The sequence below is a fragment of the Undibacterium sp. KW1 genome, assembly GCF_009937955.1.
Taxonomy (GTDB): domain Bacteria; phylum Pseudomonadota; class Gammaproteobacteria; order Burkholderiales; family Burkholderiaceae_D; genus Undibacterium.
Window position 1 is genome coordinate 2,413,164 of record NZ_AP018439.1, and the last position, 17,474, is coordinate 2,430,637.

The window sequence follows — 17,474 nt, forward strand, 5'->3', positions numbered from 1 at the left end:
CAGACATGTCACTTCTTAATGTAGAAAAGTGACATGTAAATAAATATATAACGGTACATATTCAAATCAGGAGAAACAGATGGCCAAGGCTGTATTTAGTTGGGAAGATCCCTTGTTATTGTCCTCGCAACTCAGCGATGAAGAGCGCATGGTGCAGGATGCAGCGCGTGTTTATTGCGAAGAAAAACTGACGCCGCGCGTACTGGAAGCTTTCCGTCATGAAAAAACAGATCCAGCCATTTTCCGTGAGATGGGTGAGCTTGGTTTGCTGGGTTCCATGATCCCTACGCAATACGGCGGTGCTGGTTTGAACTATGTCTGCTATGGCCTGGTGGCGCGTGAAGTGGAGCGTGTTGATTCTGGTTACCGTTCCATGATGAGCGTACAAAGCTCGCTGGTCATGGTGCCTATCAATGAATTTGGTAGCGAAGCACAAAAACAAAAATACCTGCCCAAGCTGGCAACGGGTGAATGGATAGGCTGCTTTGGCCTGACCGAGCCTAATCACGGCTCTGACCCAGGCAGCATGGTGACTCGTGCCAAGACTGTGCCGGGTGGTTATTCCCTCAGTGGTGCGAAGATGTGGATCACCAATAGCCCTATCGCTGATGTCTTTGTGGTTTGGGCAAAAACGGATGATGGCCGTATCCGTGGCTTTATCCTGGAAAAAGGCTGGAAAGGCCTGACAGCGCCAGCCATTCATGGCAAGGTCGGCTTGCGTGCTTCCATCACTGGCGAAATCGTCATGGATGAAGTATTTGTGCCAGAAGAAAACCTGATGCCGAATGTAGAAGGCCTCAAAGGCCCGTTCACTTGCCTGAATTCAGCCCGTTATGGTATCGCCTGGGGTGCTTTGGGTGCGGCAGAATTCTGCTGGCATACAGCACGCCAATACACCATGGACCGCCTGCAATTTGGCCGCCCACTGGCAGCAAATCAGCTGGTACAGAAAAAACTGGCAGACATGCAAACAGAAATCACACTCGCACTGCAAGGTTGTTTGCGTCTGGGTCGTATGAAGGATGAAGGTACGGCAGCCGTTGAAATCACGTCCATCATGAAGCGTAATTCTTGCGGCAAGTCCCTGGATATCGCCCGCACTGCGCGCGATATGCTGGGTGGTAATGGTATTTCCGATGAGTTTGGTATTGCCCGTCATCTGGTGAACCTGGAAGTCGTCAACACCTATGAAGGTACGCACGATATCCACGCACTGATATTGGGCCGTGCGCAGACTGGAATCGCTGCTTTCTAAAATAGCGGCACTCCAAGCTGTTTGCAAAACCATAAAAGCCGCTTTGCCTTTAAGGCAGGCGGCTTTGATTTTATGGCATGGCTCATTTGCCTGCCTGATTTTTTTACCGCAATTTCTCCCGCCTATTCTTCGACTTTCTATAAAATTTGCGCGATCGCAAGGTGTGTTCAATTTTTTCCATTGATGATTGCCAAAAAGCGATAAAGCAGGATTCAGATCCTACAGATGCTGTCGCGTGTTCGTCTTGATAAGATTTTTGGTGAAAATACAATGAAATTTCCAGTGACTCAACGCTTCTGGACCTGGTTTACCCGTCCTTTGTTATTGATGGGGTTGCTGTTGACCATCCCGGCATTTTATCTGTTGCTGGGTGGTACTACTGACATCACCGAGCTGGCCGGGCGCAGCCTGTATGCGGCCTCAGCTTTGTTGATGCTGGTCGATACTGGTCTGCAATGGCAAAAGAACAGGAGTCAAAAAAGACGTAGTGGCAAGCTGGCACTGGATGGCGTGATTATCGCAGGTTGCCTGCTGAGCATCGTCTTTACCGGCGAGGCTTGGGGTACGCTGGAATGGCTGCTGCGCCTGGCGCTGGTAGCCGTCATTCTGCTGCGTCTTGCCACCCTGGTTTTGCAGCATATGAAACCCAGTCATCTGGTGCAAATGATAGTGCTGGCCTTGTTGATGCTAAGTTCCGCAGGTGCCGGGTTTTACTGGCTGGAACCCAATGTGCATAGCTATGCAAATGGTGTCTGGCTGGCTTTTACGACGATAGCTACCGTGGGTTATGGAGATATTGTTCCATCTACACCCGCGTCCAAGATATTTGCCGTCTTCATCGTTTTGCTTGGTTATGCCATGTTTTCCATCGTAACGGCCAATATCGCCGCCTTGTTTGTGGAGGAAGAAGAAGCGAATCTGGAAAAGCAACTGCATGCTGATATACGCCACTTGAGCAGGGAAGTGGCTGCACTCAGGGAAGAGTTGCGCAGCCGGGATCGTCTTTTCCTGGAGAAGGAAAAGGCTAGGGAATTGAAACAGGCTGCGCAAACTGAGTAATGTCCGGCAGCCTGCAGGTTAATTGATTTTTTGGTAAGTGAATGAGCGGGCGATGATACGGTCCAGCAAAGCGCTCTTCACCTGTCCATGCAAGCTTCCATATACACGACCACATTCAGCATCTGCACGGCTTTGTATAAAGGCGAGAGCGATATCTTCTTCGGCATATTCTGCCATCAGAAAAGCCTGTGCCGTCAGTACCAGTTTCTGGGTAATACGGCGGGCGTTCATTTCTCTGAATTCTACGAGTGCCAAGTCTGTTTGTAGTTCCACCACCATTTGCCTGACTCGCTCAGATGTTGAATTGCTCCATAATTGCAGAAGCAATTGCAAGCCTTCCGGGTCTCTTTCTAACGCACGCAGTACATCCAGGCACATGACATTACCTGAGCCTTCCCAGATAGAGTTGACTGGCGCTTCACGATATAACCTCGCCATGGGGCCAGTCTCGACATAGCCATTGCCACCCCAGACCTCCATGCATTCACCGGTAAATTCCAATGCACGCTTGCAAATCCAGAATTTCGCGGCAGGCGTCATGATGCGTTTCCAGGCGCGTTGCAAGGCGTCATCTGGTGCATCCAGGGCAGCAGCCAGGTGCAGCATGAGGCGGGTTGCTGCTTCACTTTCCAGCGCCAGGTCAGCCAGTACATTACGCATCAAAGGCTGATCTGCCAGCTTCTTGCCAAAAGCCGTGCGATGGCGTGCATGATGAATGGCCTGCACCAGTGCCTGCCGCATCAGGCCTGCGCTGCCGATGACGCAATCAAGCCGGGTCAGGTTGGCCATTTCTATGATGGTTGGTATACCTCTGCCTTCATTGCCTACCATGACACCAAAGGCATCCTGGAATTCGACTTCGCTGCTGGAGTTGGATTTGTTGCCCAGCTTGTCTTTCAGCCTTTGTACCAGGATAGAATTCTTGCTGCCATCAGGATGCCAGCGCGGCACGAAAAAGCAGGACAAGCCATTCTCAGTTTTGGCCAGCACCAGGTGGGCATCGCACATGGGCGCAGAAAAAAACCATTTGTGACCTGTCAATGCATAGGCCTGGCCTCGTCCTTCAGCACCCAGCGCCACAGCAGTGGTGCTATTGGTGCGTACATCCGAGCCGCCCTGTTTTTCTGTCATGCCCATGCCGATCAGGATGGATTTTTTCTGGGCTATAGGCAAGTCACGCGGGTCATGTTCCAGCGAGTACAGTTTGTCTTTGAGTTCAGCGAACAGCACAGCTTCGTTTTGCAGCACGGGGATGGAGGCAAAAGTCATGGTGCTGGGGCATAAGGAGCCAGACTCTACTTGTGACTGCATGAAATAGCCGGCAGCGCGCGCAACATGTGCACCCATGCGCGGCTGACTCCAGGGGCTGGCATGCAGACCTTGCTTGCGCAATATTACCAATAACTGATGCCAGCTTGGGTGAAAATCTACCCTGTCTATGCGCTTGCCCTGTCTGTCATGGGTATGCAGCTCGGGCAAATGCGTATTGGCCAGCGCAGCAGCTTCCAGCACAGCGCTGCTGCCCAGTTCCTGCCCGGATTCTGCCAGCGTGTTTTGATACCAGTCAGCCTGATACTGCGCCAGGCTGGTCATTAGAACGGCATCACTAGTGAAAATATTGTAATCTTGCAGGTCTGCGACCTGATTGCTTATTTCATGGGTTTGCCACTGCATCGGTGCCTCATTGATATGGGTAAGCTAAATAAGTAAGCCAGATGAATAGTGTAGTCTGATGAAGTAATCAAGATGTTCGCCTTTTAGCATTCCCCCAAGTACCTGAACTTATAAAACAAGAAACACCATGAGCGAGACTGCCAGCCCTTTGAAACTACGCCGCAAGCCAGTGCAGCAACGCTCAAAAATGACACAATTGGCAATCCTCGATGCCTTTGTTCGGCTTTTGGTCGAAAAAAGCTATGCCGATCTGACCATGCGCGATATCGCTTTGGTTGCTGGCGTAGGTCTGGGTACCTTGTATGAATACTTCCCTGGCAAGAAATCGATAGCGGCGCACTGCATCCATGAACGCATGAAGAATATAGGCGCGCAGATGCGCAACTGGGTAGAGTTGCAACACGGTCAGCCCTTGCAAGACATCGTCACGGATCTGCTGGAGCGCATCATACTCTTGCATGCCGACAAGACCGAGGAGTGGTCAGCCCTGATTTTCCTGGAGCGGCAAATTTCCAATATGGAAGCCTATAGCGCTTTGTATGGGCAGGTTGTTGATATCTGGGAATCTGCTTTTGCGGCAAGCTCAGACCGTGCGCTGTATCCCGATACCAGCCCGGCGATCGTCCATGCGGCTGTCTACGGTGTCCTGTATCAGACCCTGATGTTGTCCCCACAAAGCCTGCAAGAGCCTGAATTTCTTGCCCAGATGAAAAACTTGGTGTTGGGATATCTGCAAATCACTGATCAGAGTGCCCGAATAAGGTAAAATCGCGGGATGTCCTATCAAGTCCTCGCCCGAAAATATCGCCCCAAGAGTTTTGAAACTCTGGTGGGGCAAGAGCACGTGGTCCGTGCCTTATCGCATGCGCTAGAGCAGCAGCGGCTGCATCACGCCTATTTGTTTACCGGTACCCGTGGTGTCGGCAAGACGACGCTGTCACGTATCCTCGCCAAATCCTTTAACTGTGAGACCGGCATTACTGCCCATCCTTGCGGTGTTTGCGAAGCCTGTACGGCAATTGATGCCGGGCGCTTTGTTGACTATATAGAAATGGATGCCGCCTCTAACCGTGGTGTCGATGAAATGGCCTCGCTGCTCGAACAGGCGATTTATGCACCGTCCAATGCACGCTTTAAAGTCTATATGATAGACGAGGTGCACATGCTGACCAACCACGCTTTCAACGCCATGTTGAAAACGCTGGAAGAGCCGCCTGAGCACGTCAAATTCATTCTGGCAACGACAGACCCGCAGAAAATCCCTGTCACGGTCTTGTCACGTTGCCTGCAATTCAATCTCAAACAAATGCCGCCTGGCCACATCGTTGGCCATCTGGAAAACATTCTGGGACAAGAGCAAATCGAATTTGAATTGCCTGCCTTGCGTTTGCTGGCGCAGGGTGCCCATGGTTCCATGCGTGATGCCTTGTCGCTGACTGATCAGGCAATTGCCTATGCTGCCGGTAAAGTCAGCCTTGATGCCGTGCAAGGCATGCTGGGTGCGCTGGACCAGTCTTATCTGATACGTCTTCTGGATGCTTTGCTGGCCCAGGATGGCAAGGCCTTGCTGGATGTTGCCGACGAAATGGCAGCGCGCAGCCTGTCGTATAAAGCTGCCCTGCAAGACCTGGGTAGTTTGTTGCACCAGATCGCCGTGGCGCAAATGGTGCCTGCGGCAGTGGCAGAAGATATTCCCGAGCGTGAGCAGGTTTTGCGTCTGGCACAAAGCTTTGCCAAAGAAGAAGTACAGCTGTTTTATCAAATTGCAGTACATGGCCGTAACGAGCTGGCACTGGCTCCTGATGAATATGCAGGCTTCAGCATGACGCTGTTGCGCATGCTGGCGTTCAAACCTGTCAGTGGTGAGCAATGGGCGCAGCCGCCCGCCGGTACACCACCGGCTGGTGGGCGTCCGGCTTTGCCAGTGAATCATGTTAACAATCAGGCTCCCTCGCAAAGCGCTGGTCGTCCCGGTTCTGCTCCTGCTCCCGGTCCTGCAGTCGTAAATGTCAGTGGCTCCGCACCGCTCGCAAGCGCAGTACAGGCAGTTGCGCCTGCCAGAGTTGCTGCAGAAGTAGCGAAACCGGTAGTACAGGAAAAAATAGATGCGCCCGCACCAGCACCAGTGCCAGCTAATGGTGCCCGGGTAAGCCCTGTCATGGCGGCCCTGGCTGCTGCGCGTGCAGGTGCCAAGGGCGGTACGCCAGCCCGCTCTGCTCAGTTTGAAGCTGCGCCAGCACCACAAGTCAAGGCTGTGATTGCGCCCGTGGCCCTGGTCGCTCCGGTTACTCCGGCTGCCACGCCAACTGTCAAAGTCGCACCGCCGTCCGCACAGCCATTAGTCAAGCCTTCCCAGCCAGTGTCTGCGCCCGCGCCTTTGATTGCCGAGCAGGATATGCAATCCATGGGTATGGATGATATGCCGCCACCCTGGGATGAAGAAATGTTCTTCGATGCAGAGCCTGCAAAACTGGCGATGCAACCACGATTGATTGCTCCTGCTTCTGCCCCTATTGTGCAGCAGGAGCAAGCCGCGCAAGTTGAAGTGGCCGTGCTAGCTGATGCTGCTGCATTTGCTGCATCTGTTGACCAGGAACCGCAAGCCGCCGCTGCAGAAGCGGTCAAGCCTAGGGAATCGATCACCCTGATTGCTGATCGCCTGATCGCGAATGCGCCAGTCCCTGAGTTGAACTGGGATGGTCATTGGCCTACGCTGGCTGCCAGTTTGCCAGTGCGTGGTGTAGCGCAGCAAATGACACAGCAAAGTGAGCTGGTCAGTTGCAAGCAGGATGGTAATGCTCATGTGTTCCGCCTGCGCCTGCCTTTGGCGACTCTCCTGTCTTCGGGCAGTGTAGAAAAACTTAGTGCAGCCCTGACTGAGCGTTTTGAAAAAAACATACGGGTAGAAACCGAGATAGGTGCGGTTGAGCATACAGCCAACGCACAGGCTGTGGCTGAGCGTGAAGTGCGCCAGCAACAGGCAGAAAAATCCATACAGGGCGACAGTTTCGTGCAGACTTTGATGCGTGAATTTGGTGCCACTATCGTCACGGGTAGCATAAGGCCGGTCTGATGTCGGTGATATGCAAAAATAATGCAAGTCCGCGTGACCAAATTTAATCAATATTCCATTTTTATTTTCGGAGAAATTTTATGATGAAGAATCAATTAGCTGGCCTGATGAAACAAGCCCAGGCAATGCAGGACAATATGAAAAAAGCCCAGGATCAATTGGGCCTGGTAGAAGTAGAAGGCCAGGCTGGTGCTGGCTTGGTCAAGGTCGTCATGACCTGCAAGAATGATGTCAAGCGCGTTACCATCGATCCATCTCTGCTGGGTGATGACAAGGACATGCTGGAAGACCTGGTTGCTGCTGCATTCAATGATGCAGTACGCAAGGCAGAAGCCACTTCACAAGAAAAAATGTCCGCACTGACAGCTGGCATGCCTTTGCCACCCGGCTTCAAGATGCCATTCTGAGTGTGAAAAAACTCGGTAGTCTGGAAGCCTTGTCTGAGGCATTGCGCCGCTTACCCGGTGTTGGGCCAAAGTCTGCGCAGCGCATGGCTTATCACTTGCTGCAACATGACAGGGAAGGCGCCGCCATCCTTGGTATGGCGCTGACTCACGCGGTTGAGCGGATACAGCATTGTGCATCCTGCAATACCTTCAGCGAGAGCGAAGTCTGTGAAACCTGTCTGGATGCGGTGCGCGATACCAGCCTGCTGTGTGTGGTAGAAACACCCTCAGACCAGATGATGATAGAGCAGACCATGACCTACAAGGGTCTGTACTTTGTGCTCATGGGGCGGCTTTCTCCGCTTGATGGCATAGGCCCAAAAGACATACACCTGGAAAAGCTGGTCTCCAGGGCTACCGACGGTAAAGTGCAGGAGGTGGTGCTGGCCACCAATTTCACCAATGAAGGTGAGGCAACCGCGCATTACATCAGCGAAACGCTGAAGGCACGTGGCTTGCGGGTCAGCCGCCTGGCACGTGGTGTGCCGGTTGGTGGTGAGCTTGAATATGTGGATGCAGGCACGATTGCCCGCGCCATGCTGGATAGACGGACTACTTAATACAGTAACTGAGATAATAATAAGCCATCATGTTTCTGATCCCCGCCGAACAAAAAAGCAAATTGCAGTTGCAATGGTCAGACCTGATACAGGGCTTGGCGGGTAGTCCCCGGCATGCCAAAGAAGTCTGGGCTTTACTGGACAAACACTACTCAGAACCTCAACGCAGTTTTCATAATCTCACGCATATCCAGTCCATGCTCAGGCATGCTGAACAGCGGCGCGCAGATATCCAGAATTTCCCTGTTGTGTCTCTGGCGATCTGGTTTCATGACATGGTGTATGACACCCATGCCAACAATAATGAACTGAAAAGTGCAGAATTGGCAGGGGAGTTGATGATGCGCATGGAGATCAATCCTACCGTCATCATGCATGTGCAGCAATGCATACTCGCCACGGCCAGACATGAAGTGGCTGATTTTAAAAACCGTGCGGCAGATATTCCCTTGTTTCTCGATATCGCACTGACTATCCTGGGCGCACCCAAGGACGTGTATCAGCAATATAGCCGGGCGATCCGCAATGAATTCCGCTGGCTGGAAGCACCTGCTTACAGGGCAGGGCGCCTGAAAGTGCTGAAGCGCTTTGCAGGCCGCGAACAACTATATTTTCATCCCATCATGGCGGCGCAGTTTGATGCGCAGGCACGCGCAAATATCGAATGGGAAATCAAGAAGCTGACTTTTGTATAGGTCGGTCCCGTAACTTTTCTGAGCGCATTTTCTCTTATGCAGTCACAAGCTAAAGCACATGGCCCTTTGGCGGGCATCAAGGTTCTGGAGTTGGGCACACTGATCGCTGGGCCATTTTGCTCGCGCATGCTGGCTGAATTTGGTGCCGAAGTGATCAAGGTAGAGTCACCCGATGGTGGTGACCCCCTGCGTCAATGGCGTGTGCTGAAAGATGGTACTTCACTGTGGTGGAGTGTGCAGGCACGCAATAAGAAAAGCATCACCCTGAATATGAAGCAGGAGCAGGCGCGTGAAATTGCCAAACGCCTGGCTCTGGATGCCGACATCATCATAGAAAATTATCGTCCCGGCGTACTGGAAAAATGGGAGCTGGGATTTGAAGATTTAAAAGCGATCAATCCCGCCACCATCATGGTACGTCTATCTGGCTATGGCCAGACCGGGCCTTTGAGAGACTTGCCCGGCTTTGGTGCTATCGGTGAATCCATGGGTGGTTTGCGTTATGTCTCTGGCCATGCTGATCGCCCACCTGTGCGCGTAGGCATATCGATAGGTGACTCTGTCGCTGCCTTGCATGGTGTCATTGGTGCCATGATGGCCTTGCGTCATCGCGATGTTACTGGCGGACGCTGGAATGGCAAGCAGGGCGAGGCATGTGTCGCTGGGCAGGGGCAAATGGTGGATGTGGCTTTGTATGAGTCAGTATTCAATTTGATGGAATCGCTGGTGCCAGAATTTGATCATGCTGGTGTCGTGCGTGAGCGTACTGGTGGGGCCTTGCCTGGCATCGTCCCATCGAATACTTACACCACGGCGGAAGGTGAAAATATCGTCATTGCGGGCAATGGTGACGCGATCTTCCACAGGCTCATGAAAGCCATAGACCGTGACGACCTGGCACAAGACCCTGGCCTGGTGCGCAATGATGGCCGCGTTCCGCGTACGGCAGAAATCGATGCGGCAATTCAAGCCTGGTGCTCAGGCCATGATATAGAAACTGCTTTGCAAATACTTAAAGCAGCCGATGTGCCGGTGGGTAAAATCTACTCCGTACGCGATATGATGAGTGACCCGCAATTCCTGGCGCGGCAGATGTTTGAACAACATGCATTTGAAGATGGCACGCCAGTCAAGTTGCCTGCGATTACACCGAAGATGTCAGAAACTCCTGGTCAGACACAATGGCTGGGTCCACGCCTGGGACAACATAATCAGGAGGTATTGAGCGGGCTGGGTTATAGTGATGCCGAGATCGCGCAAATGACTGAAGATAAAATAATTTAAAGGACAACCATGAATCGTCAGATGCTTAAACAATTCCTGATCGCCCTGGCGCTGTTCCTGCTCGGTTACTTTAGCTTTAATCACTGAAGGCGCTTGATAAATCGTCTGGTGTGGCTGACCAAGACCTCAATGCCTGGTCAGCTGTATTTTGTCAGTTCAGGGTTTTCAGATAATCCCTGATCCCCGCCAGCAGCATTTCGACCGACATCGCCGTCAGTATCAAGCCCATCAGGCGTTCGAAGGCTGTCATCGCGCGCACACCCAGTACTTTTTGCATGCGTTCTGCGCTCAACAATACCACCAGCCAGACTATTGCAACGGCAGTCAATGCCGCCAGATGTACCACCATGTCCTGACGGCTATCGGATGAAAACAGCAAGACTGTTGCCAGCGCAGACGGGCCAGCCAGGGCTGGTATTGCCAATGGCACGATAAAGGGTTCGTGACCATCTTCCACATCGCCAAAAATACCACCTTCCTGCGGGAACACCATGCGCAAGGCGATAAGGAACAGGATCACGCCGCCACCTATGCGCAAGGACACTTCGGTCAATTGCAGCGCAGTGAGGAAGTGTTTGCCAAAGAACATGAACAGCAAAAGCAGGCCAAAGGCTATCGCGCATTCGCGCACGACGACCCGCCAGCGCCGCTCGGGCGCAACATGGGACAGGGCGCTGACAAAGATGGGGACGTTGCCAAACGGGTCGGTGACCAGTATCAGCAACATCAGGGATTGGAAAAAATCTTGAGTCATGAAGACCTTGTTTGAAAAATGAGACCTGGGGCTTTGGTGTTTTAGATTAATGCCAGCGTCGCTTTGACGGCCGCTTCTATGCCAGTGGCAGCTTCAGCAATGTTTTCTGCCAGCATATAGGCTGGTGTGCTGACAACTTTTCTTTGCTTGTCGATGACAAATTCTTTGACCGGGCAATTGATGTGCTGCCCGCCCATGGCTGTGACAGCGCTTGCTGTGCCTTCATCTGTGCCTATGGTGACGGCAACACCATTGCCGTAGATGTGGGGCATCATGGCGGGAGCGATGCAGATGTAACACGCTGGTTTGCCTGCATCAGCGATGGCTTTGGCAAAACGCAATACATCTGGCTGTATCTGGCAGTCCGCTCCTTTGCTGGCAAAGTCAGACAGGTTTTTGGCGGCACCAAAACCACCAGGGAAAAATACTGCGGCATAATCATTGGCATTGGCCAGCGCGATGTCCTTGATTTTGCCACGGGCAATGCGGGCAGACTCTACCAATACATTGCGGCTTTCACCTTCAGCGACCAGGCCAGTAAGGTGATTGACAACATGGGCTTGCGGGATATCGGGTGCCAGGAATTCAGGTTCTGCACCGGCTCTGACGAGAGCCAGCATAGTCAGCACACTCTCGTGAATTTCAGCGCCATCGAAGACGCCACAACCGGAAAGAACGACGGCTACTTTCATGATGTACCTTTATATTTGTGAGGGATAGACAGAAAGCAGCCAATTTTCCCGCTGAAGCCTGTAGGCTGTCAACAAAGTCCCTCTGTTTCTGGAAAAATAGAGGGCAAAATAGAGTAAGGCCACCAACGCAGTAAACAAAAAAACATTTACTATTAGCCGGGGAAAATGCGAACGCTCGTTTTATTATAAGAGTGCCAAGCTCTCAAGCAAGATTTTCCTGAAAACAAGAGTACATATATATGTCAGTAATAAAGATGGAAGGCAAAGAGCGCCCGGACACACCCTGTGTTGCTGTTTGCTCAACAACATTTGATGATGTCTGTCGTGGCTGTGGCCGCACTGTGGCTGAGGTGGCAGAGTGGGTGTTCATGACGGCAGAACAAAAGGAAATCGTTTGGACCAGGATATTGGCAGAAGGTTATCCAAGACGGAATACATAAGCACGCCAAATATATAAGAAATAATGTGAAGGCGGCAAAAATAAGGGAGACAGCGCATGTCGCAGCAAAAAAAATCAGGACGCCGCCGCTTCATCCTGGGTGGCTTGGGCTTGACGGGTGCATTGCTGGTGGGGTGGGGCGTCGTGCCGCCGCGCCAGCGACTGAACACCAGTACACCCTTGCCGGTATCAAATGGCGAAGTTGCCATGAATGGCTGGATCAAGATTGCGCAAGATGGCACAGTCAGTGTTGCCATGCACAGGAGCGAGATGGGGCAGGGCATACACACTGCCTTGCAAATGTTGGTAGCCGAAGAGCTGGATGTGCCCATGAGCATGGTCAGGCCCATGTATGTGCCCGCTGACAAAATCTATGGAAACATGGCCGCATTGGCTGATGGCCTGCCTTTTCACCCGGATGATCACGGTAGCCTCAAGCGCACCGCGCAATGGGTGACGCTCAAGTTTGCCCGCGAACTGGGTTTGCAAATGACCGGCGGCTCTTCCAGCGTCAAAGATGCCTGGCAACCTATGCGTGAAGCGGGTGCTACGGCCCGCGCCATGCTTATTGCCGCAGCAGCAAAAAAATGGAATGTGGCTGCGACAGAATGTACAACCAAGGATGGCGTGGTCAGCCATTCAACCGGCAAGCACGCCAGCTATGCTGAGCTGGCTGCCGATGCTGTCAACAGCAAACCTGGCGAGATACAACTCAAGCGTCCGCAAGATTTCAAAATCATAGGCCAGCCGCAGCTGCGTACTGATGCCGTCCCCAAAGGCGATGGCAGCGCCCAGTTTGGTATTGATGCGCGACCAGAAGGCATGGTGTATGCCGCCATCAAACAAAGCCCGACCATAGGTGGTCGCATCAAGTCTTTTGATGCCGCTGCAGTCAAGTCCATGCCCGGCGTTATGCAGGTCATTGATTTTTCCATGGAAGGGGCGGTTGCAGGTGTTGCCGTGGTGGCTCAGTCTTATTGGCAAGCCAGACAGGCACTGGATAAATTGCCCATCACTTGGGATGCGGGTGAGAATGCGCAACTCTCTACAGAAAGTATTTTTAAGGACTTTGCCAGTAAACTCGATAGTGAATCTGGTTTTGCCTATCACAACACCGGAGATGTCGAAGAAACCTTGGCTGGCAAGGGCGTAACAAAAACCGTGGAGGCAGAATATCGTGCGCCGTTTCTTGCACATGCAGCGATGGAGCCTATCAATTGCACCGCACAGCTCAAGGATGGCAAGCTGCAAATTTGGGTTTCTACTCAAGTACCTGGCGTGGCAGCAGATGTAGCTGCTAAAGTCACCAAGCTTAAATCTGAAGATGTCACTCTGCACATGGCCTATCTGGGTGGTGGTTTTGGCCGCAGGCTGGAAGTAGATATGGTCGCGCAAGCCGCGCGTGTTGCCTTGGAATCCAGGGGTGCTCCGGTCAAGCTGATCTGGAGCCGGGAAGAAGATACTACGCACGACATGTATCGCCCGGCCGCCCTGGCACGCTTCAGGGCAGGGCTGGATAGTGCGGGCAAATTGCTGGCTTATGACAACAAGTCCGTGTCGGGTTCAATTACCCATCAGGTATTGGCGCGCACCTTTGGTTTGATGGGGGCAGGTCCTGATAAAACCACGGCAGAAGGTGAATTTGACATGCCGTACGAAATCCCGCATCAGCGTATCCGGCATGTCATTGCTCCAAGCCCGGTGGCGCTGGGTTTCTGGCGCTCAGTAGGCCATTCACACAATGCCTTTTTTAAAGAGAGTTTTATCGATGAACTTGCCCACGCAGCCAAGCAGGATAGCCTGATATTTCGCCGTGGTTTGTTGAAAGAGCATCCACGTCACCTTGCCGTGTTGGATGCCGCAGTACAAAAAGCAGGCAAGCCAGCAGAGGGTAGAGCGCATGGCCTGGCATTGCATGAATCCTTTGGCAGTATAGTCGCCCAGATAGCTGAGGTCTCGGTGCAGGGTGGCCAAATCCGGGTGCACAAGGTCACTTGTGCTGTGGATTGCGGTATCGCGGTTAATCCCAATATCATTGCCCAGCAAATGGAGTCTGCCGTGGTATTTGGTCTCAGTGCCGCCCTGTATGGCGAGATCACGATCAAGGACGGCAAGGTCATGCAGAGTAACTTCAACGACTATCAGGTCTTGCGCATCAATGAGGCACCAGAAGTCGAAACTGTCATCATCAAGAGTGCAGAGCCTCCGCAGGGAATAGGTGAGCCAGGGGTTCCGCCAATTGCCCCGGCCGTTGCCAATGCGGTATTTATACTAACGGGCAAACGTCTGCGTAGTCTGCCGCTGAAATTGAGTTGACACATACTGGTGGTAGTATGAGGTGCAATTCAACAGAATTCATACATATTAATTTCCAATTTTGTGTTTAAATATTGTCTTCAAGGCATTTTTTGTTACTATTCGATACAGAAAGTGGCCCCAGGGATAATCTCAGGATTTATACTGCGTCAGCGTGCAGCTAGTATGTACGCCACGCATTTTTTTATTTTTAGAGTTTTTATTTTTTAGAATTACGCCATGCTTAATTTTTCAGTTCCTTCAGTTTCATTACGTGCAGGCAAGGCCAGGAATTCCCAGCGCGGTTTTACCCTGATCGAGATCATGGTGGTTGTGACCATCATCGCCATTTTGGGCGCATTCATGGTGCCTAGGCTGACGGGTTTTACCCATGAAGCCAGGGTGACTGCAGCCAAGCAGGATATTTCCACCATCATGGGTGCACTGAAGATGTACAAATTGCATAACCAGCGCTACCCGACTACGGAGCAGGGTTTGCAGGCACTGATAGAAAAACCAACGTCTGGCCCTGCAGCAAATGCATGGCAGACGGGTGGCTATATAGAAAAACTGCGCAATGACCCATGGGGCAAGCCATATCAATATCTTTCGCCTGGTATCAGAGGTGATGTTGATGTATTTTCTCTGGGTGCTGATGGCCAGCCCGGCGGCAGCGGAGAAGATGCCGATATAGGCTCCTGGGACTTATAAGAAACAAACATGAAGATGAAGCATGGGCAGCAAGGTTTTACCTTGCTGGAGTTATTGGTGGTGTTAGTCATTTTTGGCCTCATTCTGGGGGCCATCAGTATTAACGCCATGCCGGGCGAGCAGCAACGCCTGGAAAATGACGCCAAGCGTATTTCCCTGCTTTTGCAACTTGCCCGTGATGAAGCGATCGTGCGCAATTTGCCGGTGGCTTTTGAGGTGGATCAGAATGGTTATCGCTTTCTGGTCAGGGAAGACAGAATCTGGTCTCCTATCAAGGACGACATGCTGCGCGAACGGTTTTTTCAAACTGCGCCAGTGGAATTATCCATGCAGCCCCAAGCGGCAGACAGCTCGGTGATCAGGATACTGTTTGGCCGTGAACCCGTCGATAAACCCTTTGTGCTCACCATCAAGTCCAATGACAAACATGTCAGTGTACGGGCCGACGGTATAGGTCATTTTTCAGTGGAATAAGATGCATAAGATGCCGCGCTTGCGCTCACAATCTGGATTTACCTTGCTGGAAGTACTGGTGGCACTGGTCATCGTCGGTACTGCCCTGGGTGCGAGCTTGCGTGCAGTGGGTAGCCTGACGCAAAACAGCAGCAGCTTGCGCGCTTCCATGATGGCGACCTGGTCGGCTGAGAACCGTTTGGCACAAATACGTCTGGCGCATGAGTGGCCCGCCTTTGGTGAACGTACCTTTGCCTGCCCGCAAGGCGACTTGCACCTGATGTGCGAAGAGCATGTCATTGCCACTCCCAATCCTTCTTTCAGAAGAGTTGAAGTGTTTGTGTATGAAGCAGACAGCCCTGAGCGCCGCATCATCAAGCTGACGCAGGTGGTGCCGAATGCACTTTAAATGTAAACCATACCGGAAAGACCGTACAGCCAATTTGCCACAGTCCGGTTTTACCCTCATAGAGCTCTTGGTAGCGATTACCATATTGGCGATTATTGCCGTGCTCGGCTGGCGTGGCCTCGATAGTATTGTCCGCGCCCGGACCGTGCTGGCCGAGGAAATGGAGCAGACACGCGGCATACAACTGGCGTTTGCCCAATTGGAGAATGATTGCGCCCATATTGTCGATGCCAGTAATTTGCCGGGTCGCGAAGTTTTCAGCGCCCAAGGGCCGAGATTGGCATTGGTGCGCACTGTATTTGAAGAGAATCAACCCACCCGCTTGCAAGTTGTCGTCTACAGCGTGCGTGGTGGCGTACTTGGCAGGCGCGAAATGCTGCCCACCCGTGAACTGGCAGTGCTGGAGCATGATTGGCAAAATGCCATGTCTGATGCCGAGACTACGCCCTCGATCGGCTTGCAGACCCAGGTGACAGGGTTTGAAATGCGCACTTGGAAAGAAGGTGAAAATGGCTGGCGTGCCGGTGGCAGCGAAGCTGGTGCGAATCCCACGCCAGCAGCGCCAGGCATTCCAAGCAGAGCCGGTAAATTGACCGGGCTGGAAATTGCCGTGCAGCTATCGGGCCGTGAGCTGCCTGTCACCAAAGTATTCTTGCTGGGCGCGGTATGAACTCAAAAAATACCCGCCAACAGCGTGGCGTAGCTGTGATTACTGCCTTGTTGCTGACAACCCTTGCTATCACCATTGTTGCCAGCCTGTTCTGGCAACAGCAAGTACAGGTCAGGTCGATAGAAAACCAGCGCATGCAATTGCAAAAGAAATGGATATTGCGCGGGGCGATAGACTGGGCAAGACTGATATTGCGTGAAGACGGCAAGCAGTCTGCCAATGTCGATCACCTGGGAGAGCCATGGGCTGTCAAGCTGGCAGATACCCGCCTTGATCAATATGTGGAAAATGCCAAGACTGAAAATGAAGATAGCGATGCCACGCTGTCAGGCCAGGTCGTTGATGCGCAAGGAATGTATAACCTGAATAATCTGGCGACAGATGGCAATGTGGATGCACGTGAGGTGGCCGTGTTCAGCCGTCTGCTGGTGAATTTGCGTTTTGATGGGCAACTCGCAGAAGCTGTTGCAGATATGGTGGCAAGGACACAAACCCGGGCGATTGCTGCGCCAGGTTCTTCTTCCGCTGAAACAGGGGCAGGAAAAAGCACCTCCGATTCCGTGCAACCTGAAGTACAATTCCTGCGCTTTACTCAAGTAGATGATTTGCTGGCAATTAATGGATTTACGCCGGAGATGGTGGAGAAGCTGAAAGGCTTTGTCACGGTGTTGCCAGGCAAGACCAGTATTAATGTCAATACGACATTTGCCGAAGTGCTGGCTGCCAGAATTGACGGACTTAGCGTGGGTGATGCTGCCGCCATGATCGCCAGTCGCGACCGTGCGTACTTTCGCACGATGGCAGAATTCAAGTCGCGCTTTGAAGACAGGCTCAAAACACTGACGGACAAGGATGTGGATGTCGCCACCAGATACTTCATCGTCAATGGCAAGGTCAAAATGAATCGTTCGGCACTGGATGTCAGTGCATTGATAGAGCGTGCCGATAATATAGGGTCAACGGCAATGACAACAACGGTGCTTTGGGTACGGGAAAATTAAATAA

The 17,474-nt window shown here is 52.3% G+C and carries 18 protein-coding genes; 15 read left to right on the plus strand and 3 right to left on the minus strand.

Features of this window, described 5'->3' with window-relative positions; all coding sequences use genetic code 11:
- Positions 1-79: 79 nt before the first annotated feature.
- Entirely contained in the window at positions 80-1,255 is a 1,176-nt protein-coding gene (locus UNDKW_RS10835; RefSeq protein ID WP_162058695.1) for an acyl-CoA dehydrogenase, read from the plus strand.
- Positions 1,256-1,525: 270 nt separating this feature from the next.
- On the plus strand, positions 1,526-2,314 hold the full coding sequence (locus UNDKW_RS30395) for a potassium channel family protein (RefSeq protein WP_232063339.1): 789 nt from the start codon (positions 1,526-1,528) through the stop codon (positions 2,312-2,314).
- 18 nt (positions 2,315-2,332) lie between these two features.
- On the opposite strand, the gene UNDKW_RS10845 is transcribed toward UNDKW_RS30395, so the two are convergent.
- Positions 2,333-3,988, minus strand: coding sequence for an isovaleryl-CoA dehydrogenase (locus UNDKW_RS10845; protein WP_162058696.1), 1,656 nt, complete (start codon positions 3,986-3,988; stop codon positions 2,333-2,335).
- 127 nt (positions 3,989-4,115) lie between these two features.
- Between UNDKW_RS10845 and UNDKW_RS10850 the strand changes: the two genes are divergently transcribed.
- The 6 genes from UNDKW_RS10850 (at position 4,116) to UNDKW_RS10875 (ending at position 10,046) form a co-directional block, all read left to right on the plus strand.
- Positions 4,116-4,754 carry a TetR/AcrR family transcriptional regulator gene (locus UNDKW_RS10850; protein WP_162058697.1) on the plus strand — a complete coding sequence of 213 codons (639 nt, stop codon included), beginning with the start codon at positions 4,116-4,118 and terminating at the stop codon, positions 4,752-4,754.
- Between the two features lie 9 nt (positions 4,755-4,763).
- Positions 4,764-7,061 carry a DNA polymerase III subunit gamma/tau gene (locus UNDKW_RS10855; protein ID WP_162058698.1) on the plus strand — a complete coding sequence of 766 codons (2,298 nt, stop codon included), beginning with the start codon at positions 4,764-4,766 and terminating at the stop codon, positions 7,059-7,061.
- Positions 7,062-7,141: 80 nt separating this feature from the next.
- Positions 7,142-7,468, plus strand: coding sequence for a YbaB/EbfC family nucleoid-associated protein (locus tag UNDKW_RS10860; RefSeq protein ID WP_110253135.1), 327 nt, complete (start codon positions 7,142-7,144; stop codon positions 7,466-7,468).
- 2 nt (positions 7,469-7,470) lie between these two features.
- On the plus strand, positions 7,471-8,067 hold the full coding sequence (gene recR / locus UNDKW_RS10865) for a recombination mediator RecR (protein ID WP_162058699.1): 597 nt from the start codon (positions 7,471-7,473) through the stop codon (positions 8,065-8,067).
- Positions 8,068-8,096: 29 nt separating this feature from the next.
- A complete protein-coding gene (locus UNDKW_RS10870; protein ID WP_162058700.1) occupies positions 8,097-8,762 on the plus strand; it encodes a hypothetical protein in 666 nt (221 codons plus the stop codon).
- Between the two features lie 36 nt (positions 8,763-8,798).
- On the plus strand, positions 8,799-10,046 hold the full coding sequence (locus tag UNDKW_RS10875; RefSeq protein ID WP_162058701.1) for a CaiB/BaiF CoA-transferase family protein: 1,248 nt from the start codon (positions 8,799-8,801) through the stop codon (positions 10,044-10,046).
- 151 nt (positions 10,047-10,197) lie between these two features.
- Here UNDKW_RS10875 and UNDKW_RS10880 read toward each other — a convergent pair whose 3' ends face one another.
- Positions 10,198-10,800 carry a MarC family protein gene (locus UNDKW_RS10880; RefSeq protein ID WP_162041049.1) on the minus strand — a complete coding sequence of 201 codons (603 nt, stop codon included), beginning with the start codon at positions 10,798-10,800 and terminating at the stop codon, positions 10,198-10,200.
- A gap of 41 nt (positions 10,801-10,841) precedes the next feature.
- Positions 10,842-11,492, minus strand: a complete 651-nt coding sequence (gene elbB, locus UNDKW_RS10885; RefSeq protein ID WP_232063340.1) for an isoprenoid biosynthesis glyoxalase ElbB — start codon at positions 11,490-11,492, stop codon at positions 10,842-10,844.
- A gap of 239 nt (positions 11,493-11,731) precedes the next feature.
- Between elbB and UNDKW_RS10890 the strand changes: the two genes are divergently transcribed.
- The 7 genes from UNDKW_RS10890 (at position 11,732) to gspK (ending at position 17,470) form a co-directional block, all read left to right on the plus strand.
- The gene (locus tag UNDKW_RS10890; protein ID WP_162058702.1) at positions 11,732-11,932 is read left to right on the plus strand and encodes a DUF1289 domain-containing protein; all 201 of its coding nucleotides are present in this window, start codon (positions 11,732-11,734) and stop codon (positions 11,930-11,932) included.
- Positions 11,933-11,988: 56 nt separating this feature from the next.
- Positions 11,989-14,247, plus strand: coding sequence for a xanthine dehydrogenase family protein molybdopterin-binding subunit (locus UNDKW_RS10895; protein WP_162058703.1), 2,259 nt, complete (start codon positions 11,989-11,991; stop codon positions 14,245-14,247).
- A 219-nt stretch (positions 14,248-14,466) separates the two neighbouring features.
- Positions 14,467-14,937 (plus strand): type II secretion system major pseudopilin GspG, encoded by a 471-nt coding sequence (gene gspG / locus UNDKW_RS10900; RefSeq protein WP_162041052.1) that lies wholly within the window; start codon positions 14,467-14,469, stop codon positions 14,935-14,937.
- A gap of 9 nt (positions 14,938-14,946) precedes the next feature.
- Positions 14,947-15,411, plus strand: coding sequence for a type II secretion system minor pseudopilin GspH (gene gspH / locus UNDKW_RS10905; RefSeq protein ID WP_370529109.1), 465 nt, complete (start codon positions 14,947-14,949; stop codon positions 15,409-15,411).
- 1 nt (position 15,412) lies between these two features.
- Entirely contained in the window at positions 15,413-15,799 is a 387-nt protein-coding gene (gene gspI, locus UNDKW_RS10910; RefSeq protein WP_162041053.1) for a type II secretion system minor pseudopilin GspI, read from the plus strand.
- A complete protein-coding gene (locus UNDKW_RS10915; protein ID WP_162058704.1) occupies positions 15,789-16,469 on the plus strand; it encodes a type II secretion system protein J in 681 nt (226 codons plus the stop codon). Before gspI ends, UNDKW_RS10915 begins: the two co-directional genes overlap by 11 nt.
- Positions 16,466-17,470: a type II secretion system minor pseudopilin GspK gene (gene gspK / locus UNDKW_RS10920; RefSeq protein WP_162058705.1), complete on the plus strand. Its 1,005-nt coding sequence runs from the start codon at positions 16,466-16,468 to the stop codon at positions 17,468-17,470. The genes UNDKW_RS10915 and gspK overlap by 4 nt, the downstream gene beginning before the upstream one ends.
- The last annotated feature ends 4 nt before the right edge of the window (positions 17,471-17,474 follow it).